This is a genomic window from Micromonospora rubida (assembly GCF_009908295.1).
In the GTDB taxonomy this organism is placed as follows: Bacteria; Actinomycetota; Actinomycetes; order Mycobacteriales; family Micromonosporaceae; genus Micromonospora; species Micromonospora rubida.
In genome coordinates this window covers 1-21,303 of the sequence record NZ_JAAALO010000017.1, presented here as the reverse complement: position 1 = coordinate 21,303, position 21,303 = coordinate 1, and the positions used below count along the sequence as shown (strand labels likewise).

Genomic DNA, 21,303 nt, shown 5'->3' with positions numbered 1-21,303 from the left:
CACGCGGCTCACGACTTGCCGGTCATGTAGCGGACGATCAGCTTGTAGACGCTGTTGGTGGCGAAACCGCTCTGGCTGAGCTGGGCCTGGATGTCGTTGCCGACGGCGACGACGCCGGCGTTGTAGATGCTCCGTGCGCCGGTCTTGCGGTACGCCTGGGACAGCACCTCGATCTTCGGGGCCTCGGTCCACTCCCGGTAGACGACGTACTCGACCCGGGTCAGCAGGCGATGGGTGTTCGAGTTGGTGTCGTGTATCAGCACCGTCAGCTCCAGCCACGACGTGCAGTGGTTGGTCAGGTTGTAGAGCTGGTGGCTACGGCTCTCCCCGTCGTTCATCCGGCCGTTGAACAGCATCGTCATCAGGCCGACCGGTGCGCCGTCCGCGCTGATGTTCGTCGAGCCGTGCACGGTCAGCCGGGAACGCGGGTCGGCGTGCCCGAGCGCCACGTTGCCGTCCGGGTTCATGTGGATCGCGTCGACGATCCTCCCCTGGGTCTGGGTGCGCAGGCGCAGGCCCAGCGACGTCCGGGCCGAGTCGTCCCGGGCCTGCACGAACGCCGTACCGTCGCGGCCGTCGCCCTCGAAGGCGTACAGGTAGAGGTGGCCCCGCCCGTAGTAGTCGCCGTCGACGTGCAGCTTGGCCTTCGGGTTCGGGGCGCCGACCCCGACGTTGCCGGCCGGTTGCAGGATCACGTGGTCGTCCGGGTCGTTGCTGGTCCCGACGATCAGCCGGGCGCTCTCGCCGGCACCACCGGTCACCACGGCGTCCTGGTACTGGATGAAGCCGTAGTCGCTGCCCCGGTTGACCCGGCTGCGGAACACGATGCTGCTGGCGCCGCCGCCGTTGTCGTGGTCGATCAGCAACGAGCCGCCGTTCGGGCCGTGCCCGGTGCCGGTCGCCTCCTGCACGTGCAGCGGGGCGGCCGGGCTGCTGGTGCCCACGCCGACGTACGACCCGACGGCCACCAGCGGGCCCTTGACCACCGGGCAGATGAACTGGCCGTCCTGGTAGCCGGGAACGTTCTCGTAGCGCAGGTAGAGGTTGGCCGGCCCCGAGGGCAGGGAGGAGCGGATCCGGGCCAGCGGGATCTCCACGATCTCCCGCAGGTCCAGGCTGGTCTTGCTGATCGGGGTCAGGACCAGCTCGGTCGCCTCGCCCTCGACCGAGGACCGCTCCACCTGCCAGCCCGTGCGTACGGCGGCGTTCGCCGGGATGTCGACGTCCTTCAGGTCGCTTCCCGTGCCCAGCGCCCACGGCCGGTCCAGGGTGGCCCGGGTGGTCGGCTCGTGGTCGAAGGCGATGCGCAGCCGGGTCGGGTTCTGGCTGGTGTCGCGCGGGGCGAGCGGGATCGGCCCGTCGGCGGCGAGGTTGGCCACGTGCAGCACCAGCATCGACTCGGAGCGGCTGTCGTTGAGCACGGAGTTGCCGCCGGTGAAGCCGGCGTGCAGCGGGATCTCCGGCTTGCCGAGCCGGTTGACGATCTTCAGGATGCGCCGGCGGTGGCCCTCCAACGCGGTGGTCTGGCCGGCGTACCGCAACTGCCGGTAGTGCAACTCCACCCGGGTGGCGCGGGTGCCACCGGCCACGTCCGCGATCGCGTGTTCGAGGGTGAGGTGCCAGGTCCGGCCCTGCTCCAGGGTGCGGCCCTTGGTGCTGGCCAGGTAGAAGACCACGGTCTGGCTCTCGGGCACCGGCTTGCTGATCTGCCACCCGTCGGCGGCGAGCCGGACCAGTTGTTGCGGCTTGGCCGGATCGAGGCAGGGCGCGGCCAGCGTGCCGGCCCGGAACCGCAGCGCCAGGTGGTGGTTCGTCGCGGTCGGCGCGGTGGTGATCGGGTCCAGCAGGACCGGCTGGTCGGCGCTGTTGGTGATCTCCAGGAAGAGCTGGTGGCCGGTCGGGTCGCTGTCGATCGGCAGGACCGTCTCGTCGTCGCCGTCGAGCAGGTCGAAGACGAGCGGGTGGCTGCGCCGGACGGAGGTGACGGCGGCCTGGTCCACGGCCATGCCGCGCTGGATCGCCTCGGCGGGCAGCGCCGCCCGGAAGATCCGCAGGTGGGCCAGGCTGCCCTTGAACCGGTAGCCGGACGCCGCACCGTCGAGGTCACCGGCGAGCAGCAGCGAGGTGGTGGTGACCACCGGGGCGCCACCGGTCGGCCCGGTCGCGGCGAGCACGCCGTTGATGTACGTGGTCGCGGTCGTACCGTCGTTGGTGATCGCGACGTGGTTCCACACGTTCCAGGCGATGCTGTTCGGTGGGGTGTCCGGGGCGCCGGTGTTCCAGTTGCCGCCGGCATTGAACCGGTGGTGGATGTGACCGGCGCGGTTCAGCCAGATGTTGAAGTTACGGCCGGGCTTGCCGACGATGCCCTGCCAGGGCGTAGCTGGCGGGCCGTCCGGCTTGAGCCAGATCGAGACGGTGTACGTGCCGAGCCGCAACGCCTCGGCGTCGGTCATGGTCAGCATCTCGTTCGTTCCGTCGAACCGCAGGGAACGCCCGAAGACCTCGTCGAGCACGGTCGAGGGGGTGCCGGTCGCGCGGGCCGCGAGGGTGGAGCCGGCGGCGTCCACCGCCGCGTTGTCGCGCAGTTCGTCCAGCGGCAGGTGCAGTACGAGTTTCGCCAGGTCGATCTGCATGAGCTGGCGGATCTGGTCCTCGGTCAGCGCCCGCCGGTAGATCCGCAGCGAACCGATCCGGCCCTGGAAGTAGGCGTCGGGCTTCCGGCCGCCGATCCACGCGCCGGTCAGGTTCACCTCGGTCGTCCTCGCGTACTGCCGGGTCTCGGTGAGCTTGCCGTCGACGTACAGGGAGATCCGCTGGTCCCGGCGGCTGTAGGTGACCGCCAGGTGGTACCAGCGGTTCGCCGTGAACGCGTACCCGAAGACCTGGTCCCCCGGCTCGCCTCCGGTCAGGTTCACCTTCAACCTGGTGCTGACGAACTCGATCAGGAGGTTGCCGGTCGGCCAGTCGGCGCAGGCGAGCACCGTGCGGTTCCGGTCCAGCGCGTCGGCGCGGACCCACAGCCCGACGGTCACCGTGTCGGTGCGACCCAACGGCGGGATCTCCACGTAGTCGGTGGTCCCGTTGAACTGGTAGCACCGGCCCAGGGTCGGATCATCCACCGGCTGCGACTTGCCCCGAGCCGTACCGTTGTTGCCGTTGCCGGAGCTGTCGACGACCGTGCGCCTGTCGTCCTGGGTGAGGGTCAGGTGCAGGGCCAGCCCGCGGTCCAGAGCGGTCATCGTGTCCTCGCATCGTCGCTGCGCGCCCGCGCTGGGCGGAGGGTGAGCCAGCCTTCCCGGATCTCCTGGGGGCCGGTGAACAGGGCGTCGGCGCGCATCGCGGCGATGCCCGACTGGTACAGGTCGAAGATCAGCCCGATCCGGGCGGCGAGCCCGGCGAACGGTCCGTCCAGCTCCGGCGGCACGGCCCGGCCCTCGGGCGGGCCGTCCACCACGGCGCCCGGTCGCTGGTCGGCCGGCACGATCCTGGCCCGGATCGGCTCGCCGTCCAGCGGCGTCAGCCAACCGGTCTCCGGCCGGACCAGGTGAGCCCAGACGTCCGGCGCTGCCGGCAGCGCCGCGCTGAGCCGGGCCGGGGTGACCGGGGCGGCCGGGGCCGCACCGGTCGCCGGGTCGATGCCGAGCACCGCGTCGGCCCACTGCTCCAGGCCGGCGAAGTCACCGGGCAGGGTGGCGCTCTTGCGCTGCGCCGGTGCCAGCACGGTGGCACCACCCTCGCCGGCCGACACCAGCCACCGGGTCCGCGGGTCGAGCAGTTCGGTCCACAACTCCGCCGCGGTGGGGAAGTGGGCCAGGAAGGCGGCCCGGGTGATGGTGGCGTCGGCCTCGGTCTCGACCCACACCGGCCCGTTCGGCGTCGGCTCCGACGCCAGCCAGGACCAGCGGTACCCCGGCTCCTCGCCGAGCGAGATCCGGACCTGGTCACGCGGGGTGATCAGCGGCGCGGTCAGGAAGGTAACCTCGATCGCGGCCAGCGCGGCGGTGAACTGGTCCGGCGGGATGTCGATCACCTTGGTGGGCAGCACTCCGCTGCTCGCGTGCACCTTGCCCCGGGGATCGACCAGCAGGGTCAGCTCCTCGGGTGGGTCGTCGATCGCCTGCCCGACCAGGGCCGCCGGGCTGTCGTACGGCACGATCCGGGCGTGGTCGGACGGCTCGTCCAGCGCGGCGTAGAACGTGTTGTCGGCGTACCCGTCCCCGGTCTCCTTCCAGAAGCCCAGCAGGCCGTCGTCGAACTGGTCCCGGGCGCCGATCCGGACCGGAAACCGGACCCGGGTGAAACCCTGCGAGTCCCGGGTGCCCCGGCGCAGATCCTGGTCGAAGGAGGGCCAACTCTGGCTGACCGCCGGCAGCCCGCACAGCTCAAGGTTCACCCTCGCCCGGACCACCGCGACCGGGCGACCGAACAGCAGCCCGAGGCCCTGCTGCTGGTCGGCGCTCTCCGGCGCGACGGCGTCCAGCGCCGACTCGATCACGTCCAGGAACGTCGCCAGGAAGCCGGTCTGCCCGGTGTCCGGCGCGCCCGGCGCCCGGGTGAGCTGGGCGGCGACCCGGCGCAGGTGCGGGTTCATTCCCGCGAAGGCCGGGTCGTGGACCTGGGCGGGGCTCACCGGGGCGGCCGCACCCGGCGCCGGCTCCCAGCTCGCGGACTGGTCCACCTGCCCCAGGGCCGCGCCGCTGCGGTCGTAGAACATCAGGCTGTCGTCGAGATGGTTGGGCAGGATCCAGCCGCAGATCGGGGTGCTGACCGCGTGCGCGCCGGCCTCGACGTGGTCGGCGTCCGCAGCCAGCCAGCGCAGGTTCAGCCGGGCCGGCTGGACCAGCCGGGGCGGCAGGCCGATCCAGGTGGTGTTGTCCGGCTCGGCCAGCGGCTCCGGCCGGACCAACCGGTCCCAGGTGAGGTCGCGTACCTGCCCGAAGCTGTCCACCAGGCGCAGCCGGCTGATCTGGAGCGCGCCGGCCCGGATCGGGTTGAAGTCGTCCAGCGGCATCGGCGCGCTGTGGTTGCCGCGCCGCACCGCCGCCCGTACCCGGCGGGTGAAGTCCGCGTCGTCGGCGAAGGCCAGCGGGTCGGCGACCGGTAGCTGCATGGTCTGCCGGTGGGCCAGCAACGCCTCGTTGAACCCGCTCAGCGCCTGCGACAGCGCGGCGAAGTCGGGACCGAGCCGCCGGTACGCGGCCACCACGTTGGCGACCGGGTCGTCCGGCCCGTCCGGGCGGTACCGCTGGGCGTACCAGGTGACCACCTGCTCGATCTGCTGGAGCAGGAAGTCGGCCGTCCGGTCCTCCTCGGCGATCTGCACCGCGGCGAAGAACTGCTCGTGATCGCGGTGCAGCACCAGGTCGACCAGGTACCGGCCGATGACCGTGCGCATCTGCTCGGCGGCGAACGAGGTGAGAATGCTGCTGCCGTGGTAGAACCGGGCACCGACAGCGAGGTGCTGCCGGTCGTCGCGCAGGGCCAGCTCGACCGAGGCGTCGTCCAGGTGGTAGTTGGTGTTGATGTAGTCCGGGTCGTACGCGCCGTCGCGGTTGACCTGCTCGGCCCGGGGGAAGAACTCCACCTCCCAGTCCAGCAGCACCGGGTGCCAGGGCTGTCTCCGCCAGAGCGCGAAGCCGACCGTCTCGCGCCCGGCGGCCACCGCATCGGCGAGCTCCCGCCACACCGCGTCGACGGCCTGCCAGAGCGCCTCCGGTCTGGCGAAGTCCACCTCGGGCAGCAGGCGGGTGTCGAGCATGTCGTCCGGCCGCAGCCGGTGGTCCTGGCCGTAGCGGGTGGAGGGGCGTACCGCGTCCCCGGCCAGCAGCAGCACCGGCTCGGTGGGCTGGTAGTAGCGCGGGCCGGCCACCTGGCGCAGCGTGTAGCCGGCCCGGTCCGTGCCGGTGGCCCGCTCGGCCAGGCTCCGGCGAATCTGTTCGGCGGCCCGGTGCCGCTGCTGGTCGAGCCGGGCGGCGGCGACCACCTGCTCGTCCAGCGTCGCGAGGTCCGACTCGATCAACGCCCGGACCGTGTCGGCGTCCGGATAGTCGTCCACCTCGTCGTGCGGCGGGTAGCTGCACAGCAGGTACTTGTACCAGTCGGAGAAGATCTGGCGGCGGGTCGACTCGATCCGCTGCCCGGTCCGGTCGTACGCGTCCTGGAGGTGGTTCAGCTCGGCGAGTGCGACGGAGATGGCCGGCGGCAGGTCGGCGAGATCCTGCTCGGCCGTGGCGTCGGCGGTGCCGTCCGCGAGCTGCGAGCTGACCGTCCAGCGGGACTCGCCGTCGACCGGCCGGAAGGTCCGCTCGTGGTACGCCTCGGCGAGCTTCGCGTTGGTGTCCAGCCCTCGCTGCTGCGCCCCGGTCAGCTCCAACACTGCGGCGAGTTGCCGCTCGACGGCGGCGGCCTGGCCCGGCCCGGCCGCATCCGCGTCCGCCAGGTACGCGGCGAGCGCCTCGACGCCGCTGTTGCCGACCGCCAGAGTCAGGCCGGGAGCGTCGGTGGTGTTCGTCGGGGCGAACCGCAGCCGGGCGTGACAGACGACCCGCTCGGGCGGGGTGTTGCCGAGGGCGGTGGCGGCGGCGGCGTCCAGCAGTTGCCCGACCCGCTCCGCCGCGTCCTGGAACGGCGTGCTCAGCAACTGCCCCGCGCGCCAGCTGGCGATCGTGGCCAGCGCCGTCTGGTTGTCCACCGGTGCCAGCCAGTCCCGGGCCAGCAGCTCCCGCCAGAGCGGGTCGGGATCCGTGGATATTGCATGCAATTGCTCCTTGGTGACGGCGGCCCGGGGGGTCCAGCCGTATTCCTCGGCCAATCTCTCGAGCAGCGGGCCGGGTGCGACTGCAGCCGGCGAGGCCAGTTCGAGGTCGGCGGCGAGTTGGCGGACCAGTTGCCCGACACAGTCGTTACCGGGAACCCGGTACCAGCCGATTACGTCATACTGCAAATCCGGGCCGAGCGGCCCTGGATCGGGATCGCGAAAACCAAACACACTATGGCAGTTGGGATAGATTGCGGCGAATGCTGGGTGGCCGTATCCGGCTGCGGTCAGCTTGTCGAGATATTCTGGCACCCGCCCGGCGTCGCGGTCCGGATCGAGCCACTGGGCCAACGGCATCGACCGCCCCAAGAACCGGAACGGATGGATTTCGGAATCGTCCAGATGGGCGGGCACGGGGAAGGCTATGGCACCCGACGATGCTCCCTCACCGGCTGGATGCAGGTAGTCGCTCTCCACCACCCAGCGCCTCTCGACCACGCTGTCTCCGCTGGCGGCAAGCCTGCTGCGGGTTACCAGCCAGCGGGTTGGCACGGCAGGGAAGGCAGTGCCGTCCGCCGCGTGTCCCCCCTTCGTCAACGCATCCGGCAGCGCCCAGTGCAGATGCACGCCGGCCTTGAGAATGAGGTTCTGGTCATGGAAAGGTGTCGCGACAATCGATTCGCTCAGGTAGGCGACCTCGGGATTGACGTCGCGGGTTCCGTCGAAATAGGGCAATTTTGAGAAATCGGCCGCGCCTTCGGTGACCGCGAGATCTCCGGTGAGATGCAGTGCATCGAGGTGAATCGGAACAAGCAGTGCCGACCCCATACCACTCCGTTCGGGTTGTGGGATGCGGGATGACGTGGGAATACCGCGGCGCGACCGGCGGCCAGGCGTTTGCGGCCCCCGAACCCTAGCGAGTGATGGCGCCGCACAGGAAGCCCCGCGTACTGTCCAGGAACTGACGTGTGCCCGTTTTTCCGAGATGCCGAACCGGCCTCCGTCGATTGGTCCCGGAGCGGGAAATCGTCGGTGCTCGGTCGACCGGGCCGGGATGTGCCGCGTTCCGGCAGGGTGGGCGCGTTCCGGGTCGATTCGGGTCGATGGGCGGGGGTGATCCGCCCTGGCTGCCGACGGCGACCGCCGGTTCCGTGCCGGCCGGTAGTCCGTGCCGGCCATCGATGAGTCGGAAACCTGACCGCCCCCGGAGCACCCCTGACACGGATCGGGGCCCTCCACCCCGGTGGTGGAAGGCCCCGTACGTCCGATCCGGGCTCCGGTACATCCGCCTCGGCATCAGGCCGAATGGGCCCCGACTTCCCTTCCCGTCGTCACCGGGCGGCTTGAGGTGACCGGCTCCGTTGGTGCGGTCGGCAGCTTCGCCGGCCACCAGTTGCCCCGGCCCAGCAGCGTCATCAGCGCCGGCAGGACGACGCCACGGATGATGAACGCGTCGAGCAGGACGGCCAGCGCCAAGCCCAGGCCCAACTGCTTGAACTCGATCAGGCTCAGCGTGGCGAAGATCGCGAACACCGAGACCATGACGATCGCGGCGCTGGTCACGATGCCGGCCGAGCGGCGGGCAGCATCCGGGCCCCGCCGCCGACCAGCTCCCCGACCGTGTGGCGTTCCCGGTCACCCAGATCGCCCGGCGCGTCGGACGTGCTGCGGGTGGACGGGCGGGTCAGCCGTACCGTTCCAGTTCGGCGTAGAAGTCCTCGACGACGTCGAGCTGCCCGGCGGCGACCACCCGGTCGTAGACGAACCGGCCGACACCGAGGTCGAGCACACCGAGGCCGAAGGGTGAGAAGACAACCGGCTGATCGGCCGGGACCGCGGCCTTGCCGGCCAGCACGTCGAACAGCGTGCCGTGGGCGAACCAGGAGGGTTCCTCGACGTGCGGCTCTCCGGCCACGGTGGCGAAGACAATGAGATCAGCGTCTTTGATCAGGCTTTCGGCGGAATTGTGCACCCGCACCGGGGCCGAGTCGGCACGGCGCAGGTAGCTCGCCAGCCCGGCGGAGTGTTCGTCCAGGAGGTCGTGGACGCCGATCTCGTCGAACTCCCATCCGTTCCCGGTCAGGTAGGTGTGCGCGAACCGGGCGATCAGCCCGGCACCGACGAAGCCCAACCGGCGCGGGCGGGCGCCACCGCGAGCGGCTGCGAGCCGGTCCGCGGCGAGCGCCGCCGAGGCGGCGGTACGCACCGCGCTGATGATCGACGACTCGAGGCAGGCGATCGGGTAGCCGGTCGCCGGATCGTTGAGGATCAGCACCGCCGAGGCGCGACTCTCCCCCGTGATGTTTCGAACACCTGCGAGCGGACAGTAGCCCAGACCACAGACATGGCGCGACCCCGCCGTTCCAAGCGTCAGCTGCAGTTAAGGCACCGACGTCCTCGGTACCGACCAATTCCGGCCATACGTCTCCACGCGCGGCCGGCATCACCGTAGCTAAATGGCGACGACGACGTGCGGCTCGGCCGTTCATCCACAGTGGCTGACCGGACGAAGGCCGTCACGCAGCAGGGCAAGGTCCTCCCCCAGTACGACCCGCACGTCTGCACCCCATCGTCGAGGACACTGCCGCCCGCATCGTCCCACAACCGACCGGCGCGGCTGATGCCGCTGAGCGGCCCCTGCCCTGGTTGTGGCTTGGCTTCACGGGGGCCGCCGCCTGCGGCTGGGCACGGGTTGCAGCCAGCTCAAGGTCGGTACGGGTGCGGAATGCTGGCGGCGGGGCAGCAGCAGCGGGCTGGCGAGGATGAGCAGTCCCGCGATCGTGATCGCCGTGCGTGGGCTGGTGGCGCTGGCGAGGAGTCCGCCGAGCGCGCTGAGGATCGCGATGGAGGCGCTGCTGCTGATCGACCAGGCCGACAGGGTGCGGGCGATGCGGTCTTTGGGGGTGTGTTCCAGTCGGTAGGTGGCGAGCACCGGGTTGTACAGGCTCATGCTGATGATGATCGCGAGTTCGACAGCGATCACCGTTGCGAGGCCGGCGGCGCCGGGCTGGACGAAGGCGAGGCCGATCAGCCAGATCGCGCGCAGTGTGCCGACGGTGCGGAGGATGCGGTGTTGGCCGTACCGGGCCACGACACGAGGGGCCAGGCGTGAGCCGATGAGTCCGCCGACGCAGGGGGCGGCGAAGGCGAGGCCGTACTGCCAGGGCGGGAATCCGAGCTCGCGGAGCATGAGCACGGCCAACAGCGGCTCGGTGGCCATGATCAGTCCGCCGACGAGCAGTTGGTTGACGTAGAGCGCCCGCAGGCCGGGATGGGCCAGGAGGTGTCGCCAGCCGTCGAGCAACTCGCTGGCCCGGACCCGGCGCTTGTCGGTGCGCTGCGGGGGCTCTTCCCGGCCACGGATCGCGGTGACCGCCAGCCCGGAGAACAGGTAGCTGAGCGCGTCGGCCACCACGGTGGTGACCGGCCCGAACAGGCCGATCGCCGCCCCGCCCAGCGGCGGCCCGACCGCGATGGAACTCCACGTCGTCGACTCGAACCTCGCGTTGGCCACGAGCAGGTCCTCCGGCCGGACGAGGCCCCTGAGGTAGGCGCCGCCGGCCGCATTGAAGGCGATCTTGGCTGCGGCGACCACGACCGAGACGACCAGCAACTGGACGAAACTGAGCCAGCCGAAGGCGTACGCGATGGGGATCGTCATCATGACCGCGAACCGGGCCAGGTCCATCGCGATCATCACCGGCCGCTTGCGGCGAAACTCCATCCACGGCCCGAGCGGCAACGCGATCAGCGCGCCCACTGCCGGCCCCACCGCGGACAACGCGGACACCTGAGCGGGGCTGGCATCCAACACCAGCACGGCGATCAGCGGCAAGGCACCGAACCCGAACCCGGACCCATAGGCGCTGACCGCGTACGCCGCCCACAACCACCCGAACTGCCGCCCCAGGGATCGCCTAGCCGCCACTCCCCACACCCTCCGCATCGAACAACTCGCCGTTGACCGTTGCGATCAAACCAAGACGTGCGACAGCGGTTCAAACAACTACGTGGGCGGTGAGCCACAACCAAATGTTGTGCAGGTAGGGTCTGCTCCGTGGATCTCGATGCCGTCCGTACCTTCGCCGCCGCCGCCGACGCCGGCCAGTTCCAGGACGCCGCCGCCGCGCTGTCGATCAGCCAGCAGGCCGTGTCCAAGCGCATCGCCGCGCTGGAGAGGGACTTGAAGGTACGGCTGTTCACCCGCACGGCTCGCGGCGTCCAACTCACGATCGACGGTCAGGCATTCCTGCCCCACGCCCGGGAGCTGCTCCGGGTGGAAGCGCGCGCCGACGCCTCTGTGCGCCCCGGTCGGCGCGCGCTCCGGGTCGACGTCCATAGTCGACGGACCGCGCCGGCGGTGCTGCTACAGGACTTCCACCGTACGCATCCGCGGATCGAACTGGATGTCGTGACCCTTGATGCCGACGTCCATGCCGCGACCGCCGCCGTCGAGGCGGGGGCGGTCGACGCCACCTTCCACGCCGTCACCCTCCCCGCGCGTCAACTGCCCGGCGCGATCAGGACCGCCCGCGTGATCGACGAGCACCACGAGATCCTCGTCGGGCCCCGTCACGCGCTCGCCAACGCCCGTACCGTCACGCCCGCGCAACTCGCCGAACACCGCATCTGGATGCCCGGCATGGCCCTCGGCACCGAATGGGCCGACTACTACGACGAGCTCGCGGCCGCGTTCGGCCTCACCATCGACCGGGTCGGGCCGGCCTTCGGAAACGAGGCACTGCTGGCCGAGATCGCCGAATCCGCGGAACTGGCGACGCTGGCCGGCGAACGCACCCGATACCTGTGGCCGGACAGCTACGACCTGCGGCGCATACCGGTGCGCGACCCGGCCCCGATCTACCCCATGTCACTGATCTGGCGCGACGACAACCCCCATCCCGCGCTCACCAAACTTCGTGACCACCTCGACTCCAGACGAGCGGAGGCACCCGGCGCCGAGGTCTGGTTACCGACATGGGGACAGCGATCAGCCCCAAGATGACGAGCCGGACATTGACGAGGCCGAACGGCGCTACCACGCCGCCAAGCGTGCCGCCGTCAACCCGCGCACCACCGTCACCGTGATCGGGGACGGTGCGGTGGGTCTGCTGGCGGTGCCAGTCAGCCCGACAGCTCGGGGTGGTCCGCCCTGGCGGGGTGATCAGCCGCGTCGGCCTACATCGACGAGCTAGAGACCGTCAGATACACGCACCGCACGACCAGGTAGGCGGCCAGCAGCACCAACGGACCGTTCAGACCGCCCGGCTTGTCGTGCCAGGCCTCCGAAATGGTCAGGTCGACCACGAACAGCGCCGCCATCGCCGCCGCCCGTCCGAGGCAGTGGTCCCCATGCCTTGCACCCTGACATGCCCGGTCGTTCCGGGGCTCCTTCCCGTCAACGTCTGGTGGCGTCAGGGACGCTTCGGTAGTTTCGGCGGTCGAACACCTTCACTGTCTTTGATCGGAAAGTCGGCTACATGTCGCACATCGAGAAGATCACCGGTGAACTGCGCGCGCTGATGACTGGCGTCGAGCGCGCGCAGGGACTGGCAGCCGCTGCCGACAACCAGGCGCAGGAGGTGGCCCTGCGGGCCGCAGGGGCCGGCTTCGCAGCTGTGGCAGCGGGAATGACCCGGGTACGCAGCGCAATCACGGGACTCCAGGGCGGCTTGAACAGCCTCTACGGTTCGATTGGTGAGGCGACGAAGACCACCGCAGCCATCCCACACAAGGCCACCCCGCACGAGACGATCTCCGGGCTGACACCCGTTCAGGCCGCGGTGGCCGGCGCACGCGACGCGGCGGCCGGGGCCATCGCTCAGGTCGGTGAGGCACAGCAACTCGTCACCATGATCCTTCAGGGTGGGCAGCCCGGTCCGCTGCTGCAGTCGATGGAGAGCATCAAGCAGGTCCTGGTGCTGGTGGTCCAACGCACCGGCACCGCCCGGCAGTACGTCGAAGCGGCGATCGCCGAAGCGCGCCAGCTCGGTTCCTCGGGAAACTGAACAGGGCTGGCGGTCACACACCGACCAGCCCGATCCCGTCCGCCACCGGTGCCCCGACCGCCCAAGCCCTCATCTTCGGCGGCGGCACCTCCGATGACCCCGGCCCCGCCCCGTGGACCAGGCAACCCACCGGCGTCCTCGGCGGATCACCGACCGGACCGCGAACCAGAATCCCACCACGAGAGGACGACAGGGTGCAGCGTTCACTGGAGTTGGAGAACGCAGGCGCCGACACGGTCGCCAGCAAGGGCTACCGGGTTCACCAGAACCCGACGAAGCGGGAGATCGCCGAGGCGCGGCTGAATACCGGCGACGTCGGGAAGCCGGACAAAGACCCGGACTACCTGATCGAAGGCCACGTCTTCGACTGCTACTCACCGACTCCCGCCAAGGCAGTGCGCGGCGTCTGGACGGAGGTGTCGGGAAAGGTGGCCAGCCAGCAGACCCAACGTGTGGTGCTGAACCTGCATGACTGGCGCGGTGACCTCGGCGCCCTGCAGAAGCAGTTCGACGACTGGCCGATCCACCAGCTCAGAGAACTCGCGGCGGTGACCCGTAGCGGTGAGATCATTCAGATCGTACGGCGAGACTGAGAAGGCAGGCAGCACGTGGCTATCGAGTACCGATTGACGCTGGCGGACGACATCCCGCTGGAACAGGTGGCCGAACTCGCCGCCCCGGAAGGCGTCGAGGAGTCGACTCTGCCCGGCTACCCCCGGCTGCTCGGCGCGGACCTTCAGAGCAAGTCCGGTTACACGCTCAGCATCTACGGGGGCAGCAACGGCTACTACGATGCCGAGGACGACGACGGCTCCCAATGGGAGTGGGAACCCGCAAAGTACGTCAACGTCGTCTTCCACATGCCGAAAGACGACCCCTCCGGCAGGGCGACACCCAACATGGTCGCTGCCGTGGCCCGCGTGCTCGCCAGCCGGCCGGAAGACGCCGCGCTGGTCCTGAACGGCAACTGGCTGCTGCTCACCCGAGTCGCCGGAGCCCTACGCAAACACCGACCCTCATGGTGGGACAATTACGGCATCAACGACGCCCTCGAATAGGTAGGCCCGGCATGACGCTGGCCCTCACGAGCTGGGGGCAGCGCCGGGACCCCATTGTCGCTCAACCGGTACGGGCAGGCACCGGCGTTGCGTCGGAGGTCAGCGTGCCTGCCACGGCGGGCGTGAACTCGGAGATCAGCGCCCAGGTCATGGGCGCGGCGGCGGCAACGGCTGCGACGGTGGGATCGGTATGTCGTAGGAAGGCGAGGTGACGGCAGGCGTGCACGGCGACGTCCACGGGTCGGATCTCGGCGGGAGTGGGGGCGAGCGAGTCCTCGGACCCGAGCACTGGTGTGGGGGCGACCGGTGTCGTGGCGGCGCCTGGACAGGGATCCGGTAGTGCCACGTAGGTGACGGTCAGGCGACCGTCTACGAAACGCCACGACGTGGAGTGCAGGAGCCCGCCGAGGCTCCCCGGCGGCAGCTCGGCCAACGACCGCGCAACGACATCCGGGGGTTCGTCTCGCAGCGGGGCGGAGATGGGCCGGAACCGCAGGCCGTCCTGGTCGGCACTGATCAGGAGCACCTCGACGACGACGCTCGGGAGCGGCAGCGCCGTCGATGCGGCGGCGAAGTGTGGTGGTGATGGCACGTGATCAGCTTAGGAAGACGGTCATGCGGAACTCAGAGAATCTCTCACTGTTCACCCCGGTGATCACAGCGGATCACTCAGGTGGCGGAGACGTCGACAGGCGCTGCCACGGTCCATCGCGTGCCTGATCGGGTGTCGTTGATGATCACCCCGACGGCTGTCAGGGCCGCTCGGATGCCGTCCGCAGCCTGATAGGCCTGTTCGGTGCGGAGCCGCTCGCGTAGGCCGAGCAGCGGTTCCACCAGGGGGCGGAGCAGGTCGTGGGGGTCTCGGAGACCTGTCGCGGCGGCGTGTCCGAGCCGCACGATGAGGCTTCGGAGCACCGCGCGGGCCTGGCTGGTGCCCTCGTCCTCCTCGGTGTCCGCAGCCCAAACGTCGATCGTCTCCTCGAGGTCCAGGACGGCTTGCACCATGTCGTCGGCTGCTCCGGCGAGCCGGGCCAGCTCGAAGCGCCGCTCGCATTGCAGGGTCAGCTCCGGCAGGGTTGCCGCCTGAGCCACCCGTGACGGTTGAGTGGGGACACCGTCGACCCTCGTCGATACAAGTCGGTCACTGCGTGTCAACGCGCGTAGCTCGGCCAGGCTCAGCGTGGCACCAGCGGGTAGGACGCGGCTGCGGCCGACGCGGCGTACGGTCAGGCCGCCTCGGCCAGTGATCTCCACGCTGCCGCTGAGCAGGTCGACAATCACCGCAGTGTGCTCGTCCACGCCGAGAATCGCGGCGTCGGCCGGCAGTTCCCGTTCGAGGATGCTCAGCCGGTGCTCTCCCAGGTAGGAGTAGCGGGTGTCGTGGGTGCCGCCCTCGGTGTTGTCGTAGTGCGGAATCACCACCACCTGCAGGTCAAGGCAGGCGAGCAGGTTCAGTCCTTCGCGCCAGTGCGGTGCGGCGCCGACCTTGTATATCTCGTAGACCGGCACGGCGAGACACCCCATCGTGGCGGCGGCGGCCGAGGCCAACACGACCGCGCCACGCGGATGCCGGATCCGTTCGGCCAGCGCGGCGGCGAAGGGCTGTCGATGCCAGTGGTCGAGGGCGTAGGAAGGGCTGCCCGGACCGGAGAAGATCCAGTCCGAGGTCTGCACCATCGCCAGACCCCGGTCGGCGTCCGTCCCGGCCGATGCCCGGCCGCGCATGCCCGGCGCCACCGACACCCGGAGCCCGACGCTGTGATGGAAGTAGTTCTGCGCGCGGGCGGAGATGTCGGCGACATTCTCCTGAAAGCCGTACGGCGTCTCGATGAGCACCGCGTTCGGCCGGTCCGACGGCAGTTGGTCGACGACCGCCCGGTGGACGCTGACCATGGTCGGGCTCGTCTCACCGGACCCCATGATCGCGAGCAGGCCGCACTCGACTCGCTGCATGAGCTGCCTCCTCGGCCAGACTCCGGTCCGCGACCACCTCGGACCGTAACCCATCGCGGGCACACCGTCACCCCGGCCTCCCCGGCGGACCCGCCCTCGCGACGCGGGCCCGCGCCGCACCAGGCTCGGCGGTGGGCCGAATCAAAGCCAAACTGGATTCGTTCCAAAAAAATGGGTTATCGTCGTCGGGTGACGCCCGACTTCGAGACCCAGTTGCGGGCGGTCTCGTTGCGCGTGACCCGGCCTCGGTTGGCGGTGCTCGCAGCACTGCGTGACCATCCGCATGTCGACACCGACACGGTGATCGCGTTGGTACGGGCGGATCAGCCCACGGTGTCCCACCAGGCGGTGTACGACGTGCTGCGGGCGCTCACCGACGCCGGTCTGGTCCGGCGCATCCAGCCTGCCGGTGCGACCGCCCGGTACGAGTCCCGGGTGGGGGACAACCACCACCATGTCGTGTGCCGCTCCTGCGGTGCGATCGCCGACGTCAACTGTGCTGTCGGCGATGCTCCCTGTCTCACCGCCTCCGACGACCACGGCTTCGTGGTCGACGAGGCGGAGGTCGTCTACTGGGGCACCTGCCCCGACTGTGCGACCGAACGCACCTCCCAGTGATCCGTCAGTTCGGAAGGAAACAGATGAGCGATACCCAGGACAACGCCCCCGCCAGCGCGCAGGGCGTGGACAAGATGGCGGCGGCCGGCTGCCCGGTCGCGCACGACTCGGTGACCGCACACGGCAGCGAGAGCGAGAACCCGGCGATCGACTCGCCGACGCCGAAGACCGGAGGTCGTCCGCACACCAACCGGGACTGGTGGCCCAACCAGCTCGACCTCTCGGTGTTGCATGCCCAGTCGTCCAAGAGCAACCCGCTGGCGGAGAACTTCAGCTACGCCGAGGAGTTCACCAAGCTCGACGTCGAGGCCCTCAAGCGGGACATCACCGACGTCCTCACCACCTCGCAGGACTGGTGGCCGGCCGACTTCGGCCACTACGGCGGTCTGATGATCCGGATGAGCTGGCACGCCGCGGGCACCTACCGCATCCACGACGGTCGCGGCGGGGCCGGCGACGGTGGTCAGCGGTTCGCCCCGCTCAACAGCTGGCCGGACAACGCCAACCTCGACAAGGCCCGCCGGCTGCTGTGGCCGGTCAAGCAGAAGTACGGCCAGAAGATCTCGTGGGCCGACCTGCTCGTGCTCGCCGGCAACGTCGCCCTCGAGTCGATGGGCTTCAAGACCTTCGGCTTCGGCTTCGGCCGGGAGGACGTCTGGGAGCCCGAGGAGATCTTCTGGGGTCCGGAGGACGCCTGGCTCGGCGACGAGCGTTACGCCTCCGAGAAGGAGATGGCGGCCGACGTCGGGGCGACCGAGATGGGTCTCATCTACGTCAACCCGGAGGGCCCCCGCGGCAACGCGGACCCGGCTGCGGCGGCGCACTTCATCCGCGAGACCTTCGCCCGGATGGCGATGAACGACGAGGAGACCGTCGCCCTCATCGCTGGCGGCCACACCTTCGGCAAGACCCACGGTGCCGGCGTCGCCGACGACCACGTGGGCCCCGAGCCCGAGGCCGCCCCGCTGGAGGCGCAGGGCCTGGGCTGGTTGAGCACCCACGGCAGCGGCAAGGGCGGGGACACGATCACCAGCGGTCTCGAGGTGACGTGGACCGACGTGCCGACGCAGTGGAGCAACCGCTTCTTCGAGATCCTCTTCGGCTACGAGTGGGAACTCACCACGAGCCCCGGCGGCGCGAAGCAGTGGGTCGCCAAGGACGCCGAGGCGATCATCCCGGACGCCCACGACCCGTCGAAGAAGCACAGGCCGACGATGCTCACGACCGACCTGTCGTTGCGCGTCGACCCGGCGTACGAGAAGATCTCGCGCCGTTTCCTGGAGAACCCCGACGAGTTCGCGCTGGCGTTCGCCAAGGCCTGGTACAAGCTGCTGCACCGCGACATGGGTCCGGCCAGCCGCTTCCTCGGGCCGTGGGTCCCGCAGGCCCAGCTGTGGCAGGACCCGGTGCCGGCCGTCGACCACGAGCTCGTGGGTGACGCCGACGTCGCCGACCTCAAGGCGAAGGTCCTCCAGTCCGGCCTGACGACCGCCCAGTTGGTCTCCACCGCGTGGGCCTCGGCCGCCAGCTTCCGGTCCACCGACAAGCGCGGCGGCGCCAACGGCGCGCGGATCCGTCTTGAGCCGCAGCGCAGCTGGGAGGTCAACCAGCCCGAGCAACTCGCCACGGTCCTGGAGGCCCTTGAGGGCGTACGGCGGGAGTTCAACTCCGCCGGCGGCGCGAAGATCTCGCTCGCGGACCTGATCGTGCTGGCCGGCTCGGCCGCCGTCGAGAAGGCGGCGCGCGACGCCGGCGTCGAGGTGACCGTGCCCTTCCGCCCGGGCCGTACCGACGCCACCCAGGAGCAGACCGACGTCGAGTCCTTCCGGGTCCTCGAGCCGCGCGCCGACGGGTTCCGCAACTACCTGCGTCCCGGCGAGAAGACCCAGCCGGAGGTGCTGCTCCTCGACCGCGCCTACATGCTCGACCTGACCGCGCCCGAGATGACCGCCCTCATCGGCGGCCTGCGCTCCCTCGGGGCCAACGTCGGCGGGACGCGGCACGGCGTCCTCACCGACCGGCCCGGCGTCCTCACCAACGACTTCTTCGTCAACCTGCTCTCCCCCGGCACCCGGTGGAAGGCGTCGGAGTCCGACGAGCACGTGTACGAGATCCGCGACCTGGCCACCGATGAGGTGAAGTGGACCGCCACCGCGGTCGACCTCGTCTTCGGCTCCAACTCCCAGCTACGGGCCCTCGCGGAGGTCTACGCCAGCCAGGACGCTCGCGACAAGTTCGTCGCCGACTTCGCCGCAGCCTGGACCAAGGTCATGGAACTCGACCGGTTCGACCTCACCTGATCCGGCTTCACACGACGAGCCCCGGTCGATCCACCAACGATCGACCGGGGCTCGCCCGCCACTTGTCCACCCGGCTCACGGAACCGCCGACCCGCACCCCGCCACGACGTCGGGAAAAACCGTCAAGCGTGGCCTGAGTATCACTGCTCGTAACAGCGCACGGGTTGAAGATCAGGTTGAGACCGTGTTGCGGTAGCCGACGCTGACGACCCGCCGGGCCGTCTCCTCGTAGTAGCTCGGATCACTCGGGGCGAACGTGCCGAGGCCGTCGACGTACCGGTTGACCATGCAGAAGGCCGCCGCGATCAGCACCGTGTCGTGGAGCTCCTCGTCGGTGGCGCCCTCGGCACGGGCGGTCGCGACCAGTTCGGGGGTGACCTCGCGTCCGCTGACCTGCACGGCCCCGGCGATGTGCAGCAGGGCGCGCAGTTTGGCACTGACCGGCGCGCTGTCCAGGTCGGCGCGTACCTGGTCGACCAGGGGCATGCCCTCGTCGAGCAGGGCGGCGGCGAGCGCCGAGTGCGCCGAGCAGCAGTAGGTGCACTCGTTGCGGCCGGAGACGTACGCGGCGATCAGCTCGCGGTCGGCCGTCGACAGGCTGAGCGGCCCGCGCAGCAGGGTCTCGGCCAGTTCCATCATCGGCTTGCCGGTCACCGGCCGGTACTTCATCGGGCCCCGGACCCCGGGAAACTCGTTCTCGTCCACGCCCAGGTCGATGTGTGCCATGGCGTCACGCTCCCAATTCGGCTAGCGGGTGAAAGTTCGGGTGACCGGTACGGGTCAGCGGTCCAGCACCGGCAGATAACCGTGGGTGGCGACCCGTCCGGCCGGCCCCAGATACCACTCCTGGTCGTCGGGTGCGAGGGTGCCGAGGCCGTCGACGTACCGGTTGAACATGCAGTACGCCGCCGCGATCAGCACCGTGTCGTGGATCTCCACGTCGGTGGCGCCCTCGGCGCGGGCGGCCTCGACCAGTTCGGGGGTGACGCTGCGTCCACTGTGCTGCACGGCCCCGGCGATGTGCAGCAGGGCGCGCAGTTTCGCGGAGATCGGGGCGCTGTCCAGGTCGGCGTGAACCTGGTCGACCAGGGCCATGCCCTCGTCGAGCTGTACGGCGGCGAACGCCGAGTGCGCGCCCTGGCAGAACCGGCACTCGTTGCGGCCGGAGACGTACGCGGCGATCAGCTCCCGTTCGCCGGGGGTGAGCGGGTGTGGCCCGCGCAGCAGCGCCTCGTTCAGCGCCAGCAGGGGGCGGCCGGTCTCCGGCCGGTACCGGATCAGGCCGTGGATGCCCAGGTAGACCTGCTCGTCCTGACCGAGGTCGATATGCGCCATGGCCTGATGCTCCGGGTTTACTCGTGGGGCGGGCGGGGTTCGGTCCGGTGGCGCCGGCCGGATCGTCGTCAGACGACCTGTCGGTAGCCGGTGTTGACGATGCGCTCGGATGCCCGCGCGTACCACCCGGGGTCGGCCGCCGGTTGGGTGCCGAGGCCGTCGACGTACCGGTTGAACATGCAGAAGGCCGCCGCGATCAGGACCGTGTCGTGAATCTCCAGGTCGGTGGCGCCCTCGGCACGGGCGGTCACGACCAGTTCGGGGGTGACCTCGCGGCCACTCACCTGGACGGCTCCGGCGATGCGCAGCAGGGCCCGCAGCTTCGCGGAGATCGGGGCGTTGTCCAGGTCGGCGCGAACCTGGTCGACCAGGGCCATGCCCTCGTCGAGCTGCGCCGCCGCGTACGCCGAGTGCGCCGAGCAGCAGTAGGTGCACTCGTTACGGCCGGAGACGTACGCGGCGATCAGTTCCCGTTCCCCGGGGGTGAGCGAATGCGGTCCGCGCAGCAGCACCTCGACCAGCTCAAGCAACGGTTGGCCGGTCTCCGGCCGGAAGCGCAGCGGCCCACGGATGCCTGGGAGCTCGGTCTCGTCCACCCCTAGATCGATGTACGCGATGGGGTCACTCTCCTGAATTTCGAAGCCGGTCCCTGATCGCGGCTGAGGATTGAATCTAGTGAGTCCACTGTGGCATCTCAAGGGTTTGCCGTGCACTGTCCGGTGGCGTCCAACCAGCCGAATGCCGGCAATCTGTCCGACGGCCACTTCCTGCGCCCGCCGCCCGCGAATCGCGCTGGCGGATCGGGTGGGTGAGCTGACCGCCCAGCGCGCGGCCGCGGCGGCCCTGGCTGCGGGAGCCGAGATCGTGCACGAGTTGACCGAGGAACCGTGGGGTGTGCGACGGTTTTTCGTCAGGGATCCCGACGGTCACGTGATCAATGTCCTCGCGCACGACTGAGCTGAGACGTATTGCAACCGGTCGACCACCCCGGGGGTCAGTTGCGGGTCGGTCCCAGCAGGCACTTCATCGATCTCTGTGGTGGAACGGTCTGGCCGAGGAGAGAGCAGGTCCGTTGAAAGCTGTCGCGATGTGCCTCCAGGTCGAGGTCGGCCATGGCATCCGGTCCGTGTTTGCGGAAGGCGCGGGGGTCGCGTCCACGGAAGTGGTGTACGACTTGCCCGTGATGGGCGTGTTGCGTAGATGAGAGACGGCCACCGCGCGATCCTTCGAGACGGCAAAGTCCGAGTGAAGGAGAGTGATGCGCGATGGCC

General features: G+C 69.9%; 17 protein-coding genes and 1 pseudogene. 7 read left to right on the top strand and 11 right to left on the bottom strand.

All coding sequences use genetic code 11. The annotated features are described in order from the left end of the window. Positions 1-8 precede the first annotated feature (8 nt). The 5 genes and pseudogenes from GVV04_RS31035 to GVV04_RS31015 all read right to left on the bottom strand — a co-directional run bounded on the left by GVV04_RS31035 (position 9) and on the right by GVV04_RS31015 (position 10,688). A complete protein-coding gene (locus GVV04_RS31035; RefSeq protein WP_161692567.1) occupies positions 9-3,242 on the bottom strand; it encodes a LamG domain-containing protein in 3,234 nt (1,077 codons plus the stop codon). Next, positions 3,239-6,946, bottom strand: coding sequence for a hypothetical protein (locus GVV04_RS31030; RefSeq protein ID WP_161692566.1), 3,708 nt, complete (start codon positions 6,944-6,946; stop codon positions 3,239-3,241). Before GVV04_RS31030 ends, GVV04_RS31035 begins: the two co-directional genes overlap by 4 nt. 1,110 nt (positions 6,947-8,056) lie before the next feature. Continuing rightward, positions 8,057-8,338: pseudogene (locus GVV04_RS31025) on the bottom strand (MMPL family transporter); the annotation flags it as partial. A gap of 106 nt (positions 8,339-8,444) precedes the next feature. After that, the gene (locus GVV04_RS31020; protein WP_268926386.1) at positions 8,445-9,095 is read right to left on the bottom strand and encodes a hypothetical protein; all 651 of its coding nucleotides are present in this window, start codon (positions 9,093-9,095) and stop codon (positions 8,445-8,447) included. A 324-nt stretch (positions 9,096-9,419) separates the two neighbouring features. Further along, positions 9,420-10,688, bottom strand: coding sequence for an MFS transporter (locus GVV04_RS31015; protein WP_328822670.1), 1,269 nt, complete (start codon positions 10,686-10,688; stop codon positions 9,420-9,422). A 129-nt stretch (positions 10,689-10,817) separates the two neighbouring features. On the opposite strand from GVV04_RS31015, the gene GVV04_RS31010 reads away from it, so the two are divergent. Further along, positions 10,818-11,765: a LysR family transcriptional regulator gene (locus GVV04_RS31010; protein WP_161692564.1), complete on the top strand. Its 948-nt coding sequence runs from the start codon at positions 10,818-10,820 to the stop codon at positions 11,763-11,765. A gap of 173 nt (positions 11,766-11,938) precedes the next feature. Here the strand turns inward: GVV04_RS31010 and GVV04_RS31005 are convergent, their stop codons facing one another. After that, entirely contained in the window at positions 11,939-12,082 is a 144-nt protein-coding gene (locus GVV04_RS31005) for a hypothetical protein (RefSeq protein ID WP_161692563.1), read from the bottom strand. A gap of 158 nt (positions 12,083-12,240) precedes the next feature. Here GVV04_RS31005 and GVV04_RS31000 point away from each other — a divergent pair, with 158 nt between their 5' ends. The 3 genes from GVV04_RS31000 to GVV04_RS30990 all read left to right on the top strand — a co-directional run bounded on the left by GVV04_RS31000 (position 12,241) and on the right by GVV04_RS30990 (position 13,826). Then, the gene (locus GVV04_RS31000; RefSeq protein ID WP_161692562.1) at positions 12,241-12,768 is read left to right on the top strand and encodes a DUF6244 family protein; all 528 of its coding nucleotides are present in this window, start codon (positions 12,241-12,243) and stop codon (positions 12,766-12,768) included. Between the two features lie 194 nt (positions 12,769-12,962). Next, positions 12,963-13,361 (top strand): CdiA C-terminal domain-containing protein, encoded by a 399-nt coding sequence (locus GVV04_RS30995; protein ID WP_161692561.1) that lies wholly within the window; start codon positions 12,963-12,965, stop codon positions 13,359-13,361. Between the two features lie 15 nt (positions 13,362-13,376). Next, on the top strand, positions 13,377-13,826 hold the full coding sequence (locus GVV04_RS30990) for a SitI3 family protein (protein ID WP_161692560.1): 450 nt from the start codon (positions 13,377-13,379) through the stop codon (positions 13,824-13,826). A gap of 61 nt (positions 13,827-13,887) precedes the next feature. On the opposite strand, the gene GVV04_RS30985 is transcribed toward GVV04_RS30990, so the two are convergent. Beyond that, complete coding sequence (locus tag GVV04_RS30985; RefSeq protein WP_161692559.1) at positions 13,888-14,418, bottom strand: hypothetical protein; 531 nt, start codon at positions 14,416-14,418, stop codon at positions 13,888-13,890. Positions 14,419-14,495: 77 nt separating this feature from the next. Continuing rightward, complete coding sequence (locus tag GVV04_RS30980; protein WP_161692558.1) at positions 14,496-15,779, bottom strand: cysteine--tRNA ligase; 1,284 nt, start codon at positions 15,777-15,779, stop codon at positions 14,496-14,498. Between the two features lie 189 nt (positions 15,780-15,968). Between GVV04_RS30980 and GVV04_RS30975 the strand changes: the two genes are divergently transcribed. Together GVV04_RS30975 and katG are read left to right on the top strand one after the other, a co-directional pair. Further along, entirely contained in the window at positions 15,969-16,397 is a 429-nt protein-coding gene (locus tag GVV04_RS30975; RefSeq protein WP_328822669.1) for a Fur family transcriptional regulator, read from the top strand. Between the two features lie 23 nt (positions 16,398-16,420). Then, positions 16,421-18,697 carry a catalase/peroxidase HPI gene (gene katG / locus GVV04_RS30970; protein WP_161692556.1) on the top strand — a complete coding sequence of 759 codons (2,277 nt, stop codon included), beginning with the start codon at positions 16,421-16,423 and terminating at the stop codon, positions 18,695-18,697. 171 nt (positions 18,698-18,868) lie between these two features. Here the strand turns inward: katG and GVV04_RS30965 are convergent, their stop codons facing one another. The 3 genes from GVV04_RS30965 to GVV04_RS30955 form a co-directional block, all read right to left on the bottom strand. After that, entirely contained in the window at positions 18,869-19,423 is a 555-nt protein-coding gene (locus tag GVV04_RS30965; protein ID WP_161692555.1) for a carboxymuconolactone decarboxylase family protein, read from the bottom strand. A gap of 54 nt (positions 19,424-19,477) precedes the next feature. After that, on the bottom strand, positions 19,478-20,032 hold the full coding sequence (locus GVV04_RS30960) for a carboxymuconolactone decarboxylase family protein (protein ID WP_161692554.1): 555 nt from the start codon (positions 20,030-20,032) through the stop codon (positions 19,478-19,480). Positions 20,033-20,100: 68 nt separating this feature from the next. Continuing rightward, a complete protein-coding gene (locus tag GVV04_RS30955) occupies positions 20,101-20,649 on the bottom strand; it encodes a carboxymuconolactone decarboxylase family protein (protein ID WP_161692581.1) in 549 nt (182 codons plus the stop codon). Between the two features lie 187 nt (positions 20,650-20,836). Between GVV04_RS30955 and GVV04_RS30950 the strand changes: the two genes are divergently transcribed. Further along, positions 20,837-20,989, top strand: coding sequence for a VOC family protein (locus GVV04_RS30950; protein WP_201754440.1), 153 nt, complete (start codon positions 20,837-20,839; stop codon positions 20,987-20,989). The last annotated feature ends 314 nt before the right edge of the window (positions 20,990-21,303 follow it).